Raw genomic sequence first — 13,992 nt, 5'->3', positions numbered from 1 at the left:
TAACATCGGGTGGGCACAGCGGCCTGTTTTTGCCGAACAGGCGGCGGTCTCACTTTTTCCACAGAGAATATACAGGAGGACGACATGCAGAAGACCAGCGGAATGGAAGGGCTCAATGTACTGGTGGTGGACGACGACCACGAGATCGTGGATGTGATCGAGATCTACCTGAAAAATGAGGGGCTCAATATTTTAAAAGCCTACGACGGTATCGAGGCCATTGAGATGCTGCAGCAAAATACCATCCACTTGATCTTGATGGACATTATGATGCCCAAACTCGACGGCATCCAGACCACCCTGAAAATTCGCGAAAAAAATCAGATCCCCATCATTTTAGTCTCGGCCAAGGGGGAGGATACCGACAAGATCATCGGTCTCAACCTGGGGGCCGACGACTACATCGTCAAGCCCTTTAACCCGCTGGAACTGGTGGCGCGGGTGCGCTCACAGCTGCGGCGATACGTGTCTTTTTCCAGCGACTTTGGCCAGAAAGACGACGTGGTGGAGTGTGACGGGCTGGTGGTGAACAACACCACCAAAGAGGTGGCGGTGGACGGCAAAAAGGTGCGGCTGACCCCCATCGAGTACAAGATCCTCTACCTGCTGATGCAAAATCAGGGACGGGTGTTCTCGATCGACGAGATCTACGAGCGGGTGTGGAACGAGCCCAGCTTTAACGCCGAGAACACCGTGGCCGTCCATATCCGCCGTATTCGAGAGAAGATCGAGATCGATCCCAAAAAGCCCAAATATCTAAAGGTGGTGTGGGGACTTGGCTATAAGATCGAAAAAGCGTAAACAGAAAAAAGCCGCCGAGCAGGCGGCACTGGCGATAGACAGCACCCAAGAGGCTGCGCCGCCGCAAAAAAAGGTGCGCCGCCGGCACCCCGTCATCGTGTTCGCCGTATTTTTGTTTTCGGTGGTGCTGACGCTGTACTGCGTGGGCTGCACGGTGGCTTTTGGCGTGAGCGGCGGCAACGAGTCGTATTACGACACCTCCTCTTTTGCCAGCGGGGTCAACACCCTGCTCAACATCTGCTCGTCGTCGCTGGCTACCGGCAGCGAGATCGCCGACGAGGAGGACGACTACATCCGCGACCCCGAAAAGGTCGTTCGCGAGCAGGTGCAGGACAACTACGACGGCGTGCTGGTATTTACCTACAACAGCACCACCGGCAAGAGCTACACCAACTCGTCTTACGCGGATATCGACGAGTTTTTGCGGGTGTACAGAAAGCAGCAGTCGGCGGCCGAAAGTCAGGGCGACCGCGTGGTGCCCCAGTTTGTGTTGGAGCTAAAAAACGGTACCACTACCGTCTCGTCGGCAGACCCATACTGGGATGACGCCGGTGTGGCGCAGTACAGTTTTGACGGCTATTACGGCCGCGGCAGCACCTACTATTACTACGACGAGTCGGAATCTGACATCCACACCGCCATCGTCATCCCGCGGGTGGCTGAATTCAGGTCTGACTACAGCGACCTGAGCTACTACACCTGGGCCGACTTGTACAGCCAGGCCGAGGTGGTGCCGGGCCTGGTGTTTTTGGCGCTGCTTGGCTTTGGCATCTGCTTTTTGCGGCGCAAGACGCTGCGCATGTTTGGCGTGCGGGTGGCCGCGCGCATTCGGCGGGTGCCGTACGAGCTCAAATACGGCGTCAGCATCGTGGGCATCATCGGCTTTTTCATCTCGGCCATGGAGGGCCTCACCTCTATGTACGCCAGCGGCTACGTGTGGGGCTCGGTGCTGTCGCTGACCGTCGTGTATCTGCTCATTTTGCTGCTGTACTACGACCTGAAGCACAACGGCACCGCCACCTTCCGCAACAGCATCCCCGCCTGGTTCATGCGCATCATCAAAGGCGGCAACATGAGCTACCAGTTCCAGCGCAAGATCCGGCGGCAATTCACCAATTTTGCGCTCTCTATCCTGGGGCTGTGCATTCTGTCGCTGGTGATATTGCTGCTGTCGGTAGCCGCCAGCTCTACAGTGCTGTTCATCCTGTTTTTGGCGGTGATCACGGTGGCGTTCGTGCTCACCTGCCGCGTGGTAAAGGATTACTTTAAGATCATCGGCCAGCTGGGACAGGTCATCGACCAGGTGGCTACCATCTCGCAGGGGAACCTGGATGAACACATCCCGCTGGACCCCCAGGACGACCTGTACCCGCTGTTTTACGCCGTGCAGAACATGCAGACCAGCATAAAGGCCTCGATCGAAAACGAGGTGAACAGCGAGAAGATGAAGGTGGACCTGATCACCAACGTGTCGCACGATCTGAAGACGCCGCTGACCTCGATCATCAGCTATACCCAGCTGCTCAAGGCAGAGGAGCTGCAGCCTCCGGAGGCCAACGACTACGTGTCGATCATCGACCGCAAATCGCAGCGGCTCAAAACGCTGGTACAGGATATTTTTGACCTGTCTAAGGCCACCAGCGGCAACATGGATCTGGTGCTGGAGCCGCTGGATATCGCCCAGCTGCTGGAGCAGGCGGTAGGCGAGCTAGAGCAGCCCATTCAGAACAGCCAGCTCACCGTTACGCTGTCGGGCACCGGTGAAAAAGTGTATGTGCTGGCCGACGGCGTAAAGCTGTATCGGGTGCTGGAAAACCTGATCATCAACATCACCAAATACTCGCTGACCGGCTCGCGGGTATATATCGATCTGGTCAGCGGGGGCGGGCAGGTGTCGCTCATCTTTAAAAACATCTCCTCTTATCCCATGAACTTTACCGGTGACCAGATCAAGGAGCGGTTCGTACGCGGCGATCTGTCGCGCACCACCGAGGGCAGCGGCCTGGGCCTGGCCATAGCCGACAGCTTTGTGGCGCTGATGGGGGGACAGCTGGACCTGTTGGTAGACGGGGACCTGTTTAAGGCTATCCTCACCTTTGCCACCATCAGGGCGCCCGGCCGCGGCGCTGACACAGACGGTGTGAGCGCGAGCACCGAAGAGGCCGGCGAACCGACAGAGACACCGGCGGACACCCAGCTGCCGAGCGAAGACGCGGCGGCTCTGCAACAGGATATTGCCGGCATCCAGGCACCGGTGCACAGTGTGGCCGGCCCGGTGGCGCCGACTAAACCCATCCCCCGCTTTGACCCCTATACCGGCCAGCCGCTGCCCGGCTTTGAGTCGGCGATACGCGGCCAACTGGACGGCGATAAAAAGCAGTAACAGCCAAATGAGAGACGACCCCGGGCGAAACTGACGTTTCATCCGGGGCCGTTCTTTTTTACACACATATGTTGGCGGCGGTACGGTTCACCTACACCTAAACCTGCACCTACACCGCCTGTGGCTGCATGCAGACCTCCAGCTGCCGGGGCAGACGGGCGGCGCGCACCTTTTGGCGGCTGACCTCTAGCTTGGGGTCCAGATCCGCCCAGCCGGCGGCGCCGGCATTCTGCAGCAGCTTTTCCTCCATCAAGTACGCCTTGAGCACCAGCGTGTAGTAGAGCTGGCTGTCACTGCTGCTGCTCTGGCACATCCTCTGCAGCAGTTCCGCTGTATAGGCATACTTCTCGCCCAGCTGACGGGTGGCGCGCTCGCGGTCGTACGGCCACAGCACGCGGCAGCACAGCAGAGAGATGGCAATACCCAGGAGCACATAGGCCAACCGCACAGCCAACATGCCCCCCACCGCCCACGGGTCGGTCACCCCGGCGATGACGGCGCCGCCCAGCGCCCCCACCGTAGAGCAGCCGAAGGTGCCCACATAGCTGCCAAAGTAAAAGGTGAGATAGCCCGAGAGCATCATCACCGCTGTGCGGGCACCGGCGCTAGGCAGCAGTGAAAACAGCAGCGCCCCCACCGCCCCGCCGGCCAGTGTGGCCAGCAGGCGCTGGCGGGCCTTGCGGGGGATATCGTCGGCATAGGGCAGCGACACCGAGGCCACTGTGAAAACCAGCCACTTGCCGTGAGGCAGCCCCAACAACTGTACGGCCAGCGTGCAGAGCGCCAGCAGCAGCCCCACCCGCAGCGCATACACCACCCGCACCTGGCTGGCCCCCAGCGCGGCCTTGAGCTGTACGCGCAGGCCGAGGGCGGTGCGGCGACAGCGGCGGTGGGCGGGATCGGCCATGCGGACCAGATCGGCCTGGATGGCGGCTGCAGTTTGCCACAGCGCCCGCAGTTGGGGCGCGGCGGCAGGCGGGTCGGCGAGGGGCGGCAGCGCGTTTACCTGCCGCTGCAGATAGCGGTCAAACAGCCGGAGCTGTGCCTGTATCTGCCGGAGCACCGCCCGGCGATCGTCGCCGATCGGCCCCTGGAGCGCGTAGAGCTGTAGGATGAGCTGCTCCAGGTCGCGGCCGGCATCGACCATGGCAAACCCCGCGTCGGTGACGCCCAGTACCCGGTGGCGCCGCTGGTATACCGTTTGACTGAGGGCAAACAGATTCTCGCGCACCTTTTGCGGGGCGTCGGGCGTGCCCGCACCGGCCAATAGGCACTCAAGGCAGGTATCGGCCTCTTGCAGGATATCGCCCAGGCACTGCCGGGCGGTGCGCGCCACCCGGCGGCGGCCCATCACCAGCTGATAGAGCACGATAGAGACCGCGCCCGCCAACATGGCCAACATCCTTTTGGGCAGGCCGCTGGGCGGTACCGGGGCCAAAAAGATCAAGAACAGGTAGGAGAGGATATAGGGAAAATACAGGTGATCCATATACTCGTAGGTAAAGGCGTACAAAATGAGCACCAGCGCCACCAGATTGACCGGCAGGGCCAGCCAGGGGCCCAGGGCGGTGACGGCACAGGCCGCGGCGGCCATGAGTACCAGAACCGCGCTCTGCAACATTAGGTGGCGCAGGGGCGTGGCGGTCATATCGCGCAGCATGGAGGCCCCCATAAGGATGGTGAAGATCATGCCGACCGATGAATTCTCGGGGCCAAAAAGGCGGCCGAAGAGCCCGATATAGGCGACGATAAATAAAAAATCCAGCGTGGCAAAGCGAAAATTTTGCCGCAAGCTGGTTTTGGCCCTCGTTAGGGCAAGTTTGCATTTTTGTAAAAACACGTGGCGTTTCTCCTTTCTACCTACCAGTGTAGCACCAGAAAAACGCAATGCAACAACGCTATAAATTGTAAATTTTTTGTAAACCGGGGGGCTAAACTCGCCAAAAAGAGGAAAAACAGCGCCAAATCGTGCTTTTGGGCCCCATCTGGTAAAACGCGGCGCCCGGTGAATGGCGCGGAACTGGACAGCGGGCAGACCGACCGCCAGGACAGCCCCGCTTTTTAGGACGGGCCAGCCGGCAGTGGGGGGAGCTGTGCCAGCAGGGCACACACCTGCTGATACAGGGCGTTAAAGTTGTGGGACAGCGCCGCCACAAAGGCGTCGCCGTCCTCGCGTGCGACGGCCTGCAGCAGCTGCTGCGCGCCGCTACTGGCCCAGTCGTGGCCGCGGTGGAGCACCTGGGGGGACACCTGCAGGTAGTAGCCCCAGAGCAGCAGCTCGTTGAGCTGGCTGTAGATATTTTGCAGCGCGTGGTGCGGTGAGAGCGCCACCAGGCAGCCCATCATGACCTGGACCAGCGCGGTGTCGGTGTGCATGGTGCAGCCCAGCTGCAGCCGCTGCTGCATGCGCGGGAGCCAGGAGGCCGAGAGGTGGGGAACCACCGCGGCCGCGGCGGCGGGGGCGGTGATGGCGATGATCTGCAGCGCCTGGGCAAACAGCTGCAGCCGCCGGCGCACCAGCGGGTCGCTCAGATCGGACATCTGATAACCGGCATCGCCGCGGGCCACCACTGTACCGCGGCGGTTGAGCGTCTGCACGGCGCCGATACGGTTTAAAAAGGTCACGGCCCGGCTGGCGGTATCTTTGGTGACGTGATAGGTGCGCATGAGCTGGGGGATGGAGGGCAGGTACTTTTGGCCGGAGAACTCGCCCCCGCCGATGCGCCGCAGCAGCGACATGGCCACCCGCAAATAGAGCTCGGACCGGCCCTTGGAGACAAACCAGCAGTGCTCGCCGGCAGCGGCGGGAAGCGGGCCCACCGCCCGGGCGAGAGCGGCCATATACCGCTCGACCGCGGCGCCGGCGCGCCGGTACATCTGCCCCAGCTGCCGCTGCAGGGCGGACGGGTCGCCGCGCCGGATATTTTGGGTGGCGGCGGCCAAAAAGCTCTGCACCTGCCCGGCGGTGATGAGCGACGGGTCTTTGACCCGGGCCAATGGATTGTAGGGAACGCGCAGAAAATTCTCGGCGTCGGACTGCAGGTCCATCATCAGGTCGCTGCCGAAGGGGCGCAACAGGCGGGTAAAATAGATATTGGCACAGCTGTATATCTGGGCCTGGCTCATTGTGGGAGATATCTGCTCGACCGTTTGCCGCAGGGCGGCCAGATCGCGCTCTTTTAAGAGCTGTGCGCTGGCGGCGTACAGCGGGGGCATGAGCACCCCGAGGCCGCCAAAGGCGTCGGCGATATCGGCCCGGCGGCGCAGCACCGCCAGCGCATACTGCCGGGGCGTGGCGGTGTAGCTGACCACTGCCGGCTGACCGGGCGGCTGGCGGATATAGCCCTGCCGGGCCAACTGGGCCACGGCGCGGCGCACCGTGGTGATGCCCACATTGTACTGGGCGCAAAGCTGGGGCTGCGACGGCAGCGGCTGGCCGCACGGCAGATACCCGCACTCGATCTGTGTGCACAGCGAGCGGTACAGGTCGCTGTACAGGTGCCGGTCTTGGCGCAAGTGGTCCCCCTCCTCTACTGATCTGTGTTTCGCGCGGCCGGGTGGCGGAGCGCGGCGGCCTGTATCCAGGTCTGTGTTTGGGTGTGTTTTAGTCTGTGTTTATTTTAGCACGGAAATAATGCGCCAGCAAATTGCTTTATGACGGCGATTGCGCTACAATAGACCCATAGCTAAAACAGGAAAGATATACACAGGGGGGAAATACGGCCATGACGACAGAAGAGCTCTACCGCCAGATAGGCGGCGACTATGCCGACACGCTGCGGCGGCTGGGGAGCAGCGAGCGAATACAGCGTTTTTTATCTCTGTTTTTGCGGGAGGACAGCTGCCGGGCACTGGCCGATGCGCTGCGCGAGGGGCGGGCCGAGGACGCCTTTCGGGTGGCCCACTCGCTGAAGGGGATGTGCCTGAACCTGGGGCTGCGGGCGCTGGGCGCGGCGGCGGACACCATGACCGAGGCGCTGCGCGGCGGCCGGATACCGCCGGCGGCAGATGCGCTCTACGCCGAGGTGAAACGGGCCTATGACCAGGTGGAAGCGGGCACTGCACTGCTGGACGCGCCCAATTGACGGCGGCGGGCGAGAGGGGCGAGGAAAAGGTGGCAAAGACGAAGACCGACCTGATCTTGATCGTAGACGACACCGAGATGAACCGCGCGCTGCTGGCGGATATGCTGACACCCACCTACCGGGTGCTGGAGGCCGCCGACGGGCAGCGGGCCATAGACCTGCTCCAGCAGTACCAGAGCGAGATCGCACTGGTACTGCTGGACATCGTGATGCCCAAGCTGGACGGCTTTGAGGTGCTGGCCGTGATGAACAAAAACGGCTGGATTGGGCGCATACCGGTGATCACGATCTCGGCGGAGACGGCCTCGACCTACATCGACCACGCCTACGATCTGGGGGCGGTGGACTACATCAGCCGGCCCTTTGACGAGCGGGTGGTGCAGCGGCGGGTGAAAAACACCATTATGCTCTACTCGAAGCAGCGGATGCTGGAGGGGATGGTGGCCGACCAGATCGTAGAGAAGGAGCGCAACAACTACCTGATGGTGGAGATCCTCTCGAACATTGTGGAATTTAGAAACGGCGAGAGCGGCCTGCACGTGCTGCACATCCGCACCTTGACCGACCTGTTTTTGCACCAGTTGCAGCGCACCACCGACCGCTACCCGCTGAGCTCGAGCCAGATAGCGATGATGGTGAACGCCTCGTCGCTGCACGACGTGGGCAAGATCTCGATCCCCGAGCAGATACTCAACAAGCCCGGCAAGCTGACCGCCGAGGAGTTTGCAGTGATGCAGACCCACAGCGCCCTGGGGGCGCAGATCATGGCCGACGCGCTGCAGCGGCACCGGGAGGAGCTGCTGCAGCTGGCCTATAACATCTGCCGCTGGCACCACGAGCGCTACGACGGCGGCGGCTACCCCGACGGGCTGCGGGGCGACGAGATCCCCATCGAGGCGCAGGTGGTGGCGCTGGCCGACGTGTATGACGCCCTGACCAGCGTGCGGGTGTATAAGCCGGCTTACCCGCACCAGCAGGCGATGGAGATGATACTGGGCGGCGAGTGCGGGGCCTTTAACCCCCTGCTTTTGCAGTGCCTGTGCCAGGTGGGGCCCCGCCTGGAGGAGGAGCTGCGGCTGCGCTCGCCGGGGGATATGGCCGAACAGAGCATATTGGCGCTGTCGAGCCAGGCGCTGGCGGCGGGCCAGGCCTCCAGCCGGACGCTGACGCTGCTGGAGCAGGAGCGCACCAAGTACCAGTTTTTTGCCGCTATGTCCAGCGAGATACAGTTTGAGTACCACTACGCCACCGATCTGCTCTCGATGTCGGAGTGGGGGGCCAGACAGCTGGCGCTGCCCATGCTCATCGAGGACCCCGCCGGCGACCGGCAGCTGGCGGCGGTGCTGGACCCCGCGGACTACCGGGACCTGCAGGCCAAGCTGCGCGCCGCCACCCCCGACTGCCCCATCGTCGATGCGGTATACCAGCTGCACGTACAGGGGCAAAAGCGGTGGTATAAGGCGCTGGCCCGGCCGCTTTGGGAGGATGAGGAGAGCGGCCAGATGGAGGGTGTCATCGGTAAATTTGTCGACGTGCACGAGAGACAGCTGCAGCTGCAGACCTTACAGCAGCGGGCCGAGCAGGACTCGCTGACCGGTATGCTCAACCACGCCGCGGCCAGAGAGCGCATACAGCCCTACCTGGCCCAGAGCGGCCGGCAGTATGCGGTGGCGCTTTTGGACCTGGACCACTTTAAAGAGGTCAACGACCGGCTGGGGCACATGTTCGGCGACCAGGTGCTGCAGTACACCGCCCAGCGGGTGCGCCGCGGCGTGCGGGCCGGGGACATTACCGCCCGCATCGGCGGGGACGAGTTCTTGCTGTTTTTAAAGTGCCGACAGCCGGTAGAGCCGGTCATCCGCCGCATATTTTCGGGGCTGGGCGGCAAATTTCACGGCTTCGACATCGCCATGAGCATGGGGGTGGCGCTGTGCCCGCAGGACGGCGAGGACTATGAGACGCTGTTTCACAAGGCTGACCAGGCGCTGTACGCGGCCAAAAAGGCCGGCAAGGGGCGCTGTTTATTTTACGAGGACAAGATGCGTGATCTGTTGAGCGCGATATCGCCCATAGACCGCTGAGGTGCAGGGGGAAAGCCGATGGGACAGAGCAATGTGAGCAGGGGACTAGAATACGAGTACGAGCTGCTGATGACCTCGCTGCATGTGAGCGTGAGCAAGCACCTGATGGACGAGTACTTTACCGTGATATGGGCCAACGACTACTTTTACGAGAGCACGCTGTACACCAGGGCGGAGTACGAGGCCATTTACCAGAACCGCTGCAGCGACTACTTTAAACAGGACCTGCAGGAGTACACCAAATTTGCCGCCGCCATAGACCGGGCCGTAACGGCCGGGGAGAGCGGCTACCAATGCGTGTGCCGCATGCCGCAAAAAGGCGGGCGCCATATTTGGATCAAGATCGTGGGCACTTTTTCGGAGGAGCGGGTGGGCGGCGTGCCGGTCATCTACTCGACCTTTACCGACGTGACCGACACGGTCCACCAGCAGCAGATGCAGAAAAAGCTGGAGGAGCAGACCCGCCAGCTGGCCCAGGCGCTGCAGCAGGCCGAGGAGGCCGGGCGGGCCAAATCGGACTTTTTTTCGCGGATGTCACACGATATCCGCACCCCGCTCAACGCTATACTCGGCATGCGGGACATTGCTATGGCCCACCTGGACGACTGCGACAAGGTGCGCGACTGCCTAAAAAAGATCGGGCTGTCGGGGCAGCACCTGCTGGGGCTTATAAACGACGTGCTGGACATGTCGAAGATCGAGAGCGGCAAGATGGCCCTGCGGGCGGATGCGGTGTCGCTGCCGGACGTGCTGGAAAATGTGGTGGCCATTATGCAGCCGCAGTTTAAAGAGCGGGGCCAGCACTTTTCCATTCGGCTGCACGATGTGGTGCACGAGCAGTACTGCACCGACGCGCTGCGGCTGCGGCAGGTGCTTTTGAATATTTTGTCGAACGCCTGCAAGTTCACCCCCCGAGCGGGACATATATCGGTAGAGGTGCAGGAGGGAGCCGGGCCGCAGGCCGGGACAGCGGCGCTGACCTTTACCATTACCGACAGCGGAGCGGGCATGCAGCCGGAGTTTGCGGCGCAGATATTTGACGCCTTTACCCGCGAGCGGGACAGCCGCACCGACACGGTAGAGGGGACTGGACTGGGCATGGCCATCACCAAAAAGATCGTGGACCTGCTGGGCGGCACCATAGAGGTGCAGAGCGCGCCGGGGCAGGGCAGCACCTTTGCGGTGACGCTGCCGCTGGCCATAGAGGACGCGCCCCCGTTTGCGGGCCATCTGCCCGACCTGCGGGTGCTGGTGGTGGACGACGACACCGCCATGTGCGCCTACACCGCCGAGATGCTTGAGCAGCTGGGGGTGTACGCCCAATGGGTGGACAGCGGCACCGACGCCGAGAAACAGATACGCGCCGCCACCGCCAGCGGCCGGGCCTACGATGCGGTGCTGCTGGACTGGCGCATGCCCGGCCAGGATGGGTTGCAGACCACCCGCCACATTCGCCAGCTGTGCGGCCGGCAGCTGCCGGTACTCATCATCTCGGCGTATGACTGGTCGGACATTGAGGAGCAGGCGCGCGCGGCCGGAGTGACCGGATTTATGCAAAAGCCGGTATTCGTGTCGACCCTGTGCCGGGCGCTGCAGCGGTACGTGTTGGGTGGCACCGACGCGCTGCCCGACCGCCGGCAGGCGCTGCGGGATATCCGCTTTGACGGGCGCCGCTTTTTGCTGGTGGAGGACAACGCCCTGAACCGGGAGGTGGCCACCGAGCTGCTGGAGGACACCGGGGCGGTGATCGATACCGCCGTGGACGGCGCCCAGGGGCTGGCAGCTTTTGCCGGGGCCCCGGCGGGCACCTATGACATGGTGCTGATGGACATTCAGATGCCGGTGATGAACGGCTACAGCGCCGCCCGGGCCATACGGGACCTGGCGCGGCCAGACGCCGCCGTGATACCCATACTGGCCATGACCGCCGACGCCTTTGCCGAGGATATCGCCGCGGCCAGAGAGGCCGGGATGAACGGGCACCTGGCCAAGCCGCTGGACGCCGAGACGCTGCGGCGGGAGATACACAAATACCTGTGATCGACGATCGGCAAAAACAGGGGCAGCCCCCGCCACTGGACGGGAGCTGCCCCTTATTTTTATATGCCGGCGCCGCGCGGGGAGCCTGTCACCGTGCCAATTTGGTGAACAGGTCGCCGATGATGCGGTCGCGGTTTACGCTGTAGACGTAGAGGATGGGGTGATTGCAGCGGCTGATGCTGTAGTAGCCGTCGTACGACGGGATGGGGGCGGGCTCGAACCGGGTCTCGGTGCAGTCCATATCCATGAGCCACGCCACCGGCGCCACATCCCAGATGGTGCGGCTCCAGAACGGGCCCTGCCGGTTGAAGGCCGCCTCTTGATGGGTGATATCGCACAGATAGTCGCACAGGGGATTTTTGCCCTTGAGCCAGTAATCGACCTCCGGCCCGGTGGTGGTGAGGGCCGAGACCACCCCTTTACAGGGAAACTGCACCACCGGTACCCCGCACCCGAACAGGACGCGGGCGGCAGAGACATCCTGCAGCATATTGAACTCTTTGGTGTTGAACCATTCCAGCGCGTGGCCGCCCAGCCACAGCACCACGATCTTGCGGGCGATAGCCGGCTGCATGAGCAGCGCCGAGGCCACGTTGGTGATGGCGCCGATGGCGATGACGTACAGCGGATCGCCGTCGGGGCGGGCCATAGCTCTTGCAACCAGGTCGCGGGCGGCGGGGGACTCGACCGGGGTGTAGGCATCGGCCAGGAACTGATCGGAGCCGCGAAACACCTTGCCGGCCATCTGCCCCTCTTTGCCCAGCAGCTTTAAGATGGTGGCGGTCTCCTGATAGCTGCGCTCCATGCCGATGGCGGCTGTGGCCGCCTTTTTGTTCTGGAACGGGGCGGCGTAGATGGCCTGCAGGTCGATGACTTCTGGCGAGCGCAGGATATAGGCGATCGCGTACTGGTCGTCGATCTCGTTATAGGCGTCGGTATCCAGCACGGCGGCGACTTTGCCGGTGGGCTTTTTGAGCCGGTCGACAATGAACGCGGGCTCGATATCGTGAGCCGGGGCCGGGTGGTCGTAGTGGATGTCTAGAAATTCGTCGAGCAAGCTGTTATAGCGCATAGATAAACCTCCCTGATCTTGGCGGCGGGCGGGGCGCCGCCATCTTTTGGGGCGCGCTGCCGATCGGCGCGCACCCGTTGACACGGCGGGACAGCGCGGCCCCGCCCCGGGCGGCCAAAAGGCAGACCGTCAGAGCAGCCCGCCGGTACCGCCGCACATTGCCTATACCGGCATTTTACCATATAATTTTTGTCTCCGCCATTTTATTTTGGCCATTTCGGCACAAAAAAGAACAAAAGGGCGGGGCCGAAAAACGGCCCCGCCCAGGCGGCTACCCGGCAGCTGTATCGGCCGGGCGGCGCATATAGATCTTGTGAGAAAAACCCATCTGCCGGGGGTGGCGGGCCGCCACCTGGCCGCAGACGGTAAAACCCAGCTGCCGGTAGCAGGCCTGGGCGCCGGTGTTTACGTCGGTGACGTCGAGCAGGTAGTCGGCGTAGCCGCCCCGGCGCAGGATATACTGCAGCAGCGCGGTGGCGACCCCCTGACGGCGGGCGCTGTCTGCGACCGCCACGAACTCGATATACCCGGTGGTGGGCGGGTAGGAGAGCGCGCCGGCAAACTCTTCCCTTAAGACGATGGCGGCCAGCACGCCCCTTAAAAAGCCCAGATGGCGGCGATAGGACGCCGGGACGATGGCCATAGCCCGGCCCTGACAGCTGGCGACCGCCGCCACACCGACGATCTGCCCGCCGCGCTCGGCGACGAAAAAGCGGTCGCTCTGCACCCCGGGCGCCAGCGCTTTGGCCACCCGGCCGGGATCGCGGCAGATAGCGGCAAAGTCGGTGGCAAAAGCCCGGGCGATGATCTGGGCAATGGCTGCCTGGTCCTGTGGGCGGGCGAGGCGGATCTGCATAGCGGTACCTCCGTCAGGCGGGCGGCAGCACTTTGCTGCCGCGGCACGATCTGTTACAGCCGCTGCGTACAGTGGGCGACACCGGCTCGCGCCGGGCCGCAATAGCGATCACCGCGCACAGAGCCGCTTTGGCACCGCAGACGGCAGCTGGCCAAACCGCGCCAGGGCCGCATGAAGGCTGTACCGGGACTGTATCAAGTCTGTATCGGGCTACTTTTTGTATTTTTCCATCAGGCGGGCGGTGAGAGCCACCACCTCGTCGCAGCGCCGGCCCTGACTCTTGTAGCGGGGGGCGATATCGGCGCACATCTCGCTGCCAAAGGCCTGTTTAAAGTCGGCCACCACGCCGGCGGCAGCCTGCGAGAACGCCTCGCTGCGCTGCTGGGGGTCGCGGATATAATAGGCGGCCAGTGCGGCGATGGCCCCGGTGAGAGCCCCGCAGACATTGCCGCAGCCAAACCCGCCGCCGTACCCGCGCATGACGCACATGGTCTGGTCGCAGGGGGACACGCCCCACTCGTCGCACCCACCGTGGAAGGTGGACATGGAGCAGTTGTGGTCCTGGCCAAAATAATCTACACACCGTTTTTCGAGCATGAAAACACTCCTCTTTTCTACTGGTCACCGGGCCGCGCGCGGCCCCGTTTTTACCAGTATAGCATAAAAAGCCCGTC

At 62.8% G+C, this 13,992-nt stretch carries 10 protein-coding genes; 5 read left to right on the top strand and 5 right to left on the bottom strand.

Annotation, left to right across the window (positions count from 1 at the left end; genetic code table 11):
• The first annotated feature begins 84 nt into the window (after window positions 1-84).
• Complete coding sequence (locus C6Y32_RS10045; protein WP_370738819.1) at window positions 85-801, top strand: response regulator transcription factor; 717 nt, start codon at window positions 85-87, stop codon at window positions 799-801.
• The gene (locus C6Y32_RS10040; RefSeq protein WP_105205120.1) at window positions 776-3,184 is read left to right on the top strand and encodes a HAMP domain-containing sensor histidine kinase; all 2,409 of its coding nucleotides are present in this window, start codon (window positions 776-778) and stop codon (window positions 3,182-3,184) included. The genes C6Y32_RS10045 and C6Y32_RS10040 overlap by 26 nt, the downstream gene beginning before the upstream one ends.
• A gap of 109 nt (window positions 3,185-3,293) precedes the next feature.
• Here C6Y32_RS10040 and C6Y32_RS10035 read toward each other — a convergent pair whose 3' ends face one another.
• Together C6Y32_RS10035 and C6Y32_RS10030 are read right to left on the bottom strand one after the other, a co-directional pair.
• Complete coding sequence (locus C6Y32_RS10035) at window positions 3,294-5,024, bottom strand: FUSC family protein (protein ID WP_105205119.1); 1,731 nt, start codon at window positions 5,022-5,024, stop codon at window positions 3,294-3,296.
• A 221-nt stretch (window positions 5,025-5,245) separates the two neighbouring features.
• Complete coding sequence (locus C6Y32_RS10030) at window positions 5,246-6,700, bottom strand: GntR family transcriptional regulator (RefSeq protein WP_105205118.1); 1,455 nt, start codon at window positions 6,698-6,700, stop codon at window positions 5,246-5,248.
• 209 nt (window positions 6,701-6,909) lie between these two features.
• On the opposite strand from C6Y32_RS10030, the gene C6Y32_RS10025 reads away from it, so the two are divergent.
• From C6Y32_RS10025 to C6Y32_RS10015, 3 genes are read left to right on the top strand one after another with little or no spacing between them, the layout of a single operon-like run.
• The gene (locus C6Y32_RS10025; protein WP_105205117.1) at window positions 6,910-7,269 is read left to right on the top strand and encodes an Hpt domain-containing protein; all 360 of its coding nucleotides are present in this window, start codon (window positions 6,910-6,912) and stop codon (window positions 7,267-7,269) included.
• A gap of 29 nt (window positions 7,270-7,298) precedes the next feature.
• Window positions 7,299-9,350 (top strand): GGDEF/HDGYP domain-containing response regulator, encoded by a 2,052-nt coding sequence (locus C6Y32_RS10020; RefSeq protein ID WP_207204829.1) that lies wholly within the window; start codon window positions 7,299-7,301, stop codon window positions 9,348-9,350.
• Window positions 9,351-9,368: 18 nt separating this feature from the next.
• Complete coding sequence (locus tag C6Y32_RS10015) at window positions 9,369-11,390, top strand: response regulator (protein ID WP_105205116.1); 2,022 nt, start codon at window positions 9,369-9,371, stop codon at window positions 11,388-11,390.
• Window positions 11,391-11,478: 88 nt separating this feature from the next.
• Here C6Y32_RS10015 and C6Y32_RS10010 read toward each other — a convergent pair whose 3' ends face one another.
• The 3 genes from C6Y32_RS10010 to C6Y32_RS10000 all read right to left on the bottom strand — a co-directional run bounded on the left by C6Y32_RS10010 (window position 11,479) and on the right by C6Y32_RS10000 (window position 13,915).
• Window positions 11,479-12,462, bottom strand: a complete 984-nt coding sequence (locus tag C6Y32_RS10010; RefSeq protein ID WP_105205115.1) for a nucleoside hydrolase — start codon at window positions 12,460-12,462, stop codon at window positions 11,479-11,481.
• Between the two features lie 271 nt (window positions 12,463-12,733).
• Entirely contained in the window at window positions 12,734-13,318 is a 585-nt protein-coding gene (locus C6Y32_RS10005) for a GNAT family N-acetyltransferase (RefSeq protein WP_105205114.1), read from the bottom strand.
• 210 nt (window positions 13,319-13,528) lie between these two features.
• The gene (locus C6Y32_RS10000; RefSeq protein ID WP_105205113.1) at window positions 13,529-13,915 is read right to left on the bottom strand and encodes a C-GCAxxG-C-C family (seleno)protein; all 387 of its coding nucleotides are present in this window, start codon (window positions 13,913-13,915) and stop codon (window positions 13,529-13,531) included.
• Window positions 13,916-13,992: the final 77 nt, after the last annotated feature.

Origin of the sequence: Neobittarella massiliensis (ex Bilen et al. 2018) (assembly GCF_900289145.1) — a bacterium.
Taxonomy (GTDB): Bacteria; Bacillota; Clostridia; order Oscillospirales; family Ruminococcaceae; genus Neobittarella; species Neobittarella massiliensis.
The sequence above is the reverse complement of the archived record's forward strand: the minus strand, read 5'-3'. Positions and strand labels throughout refer to the sequence as shown.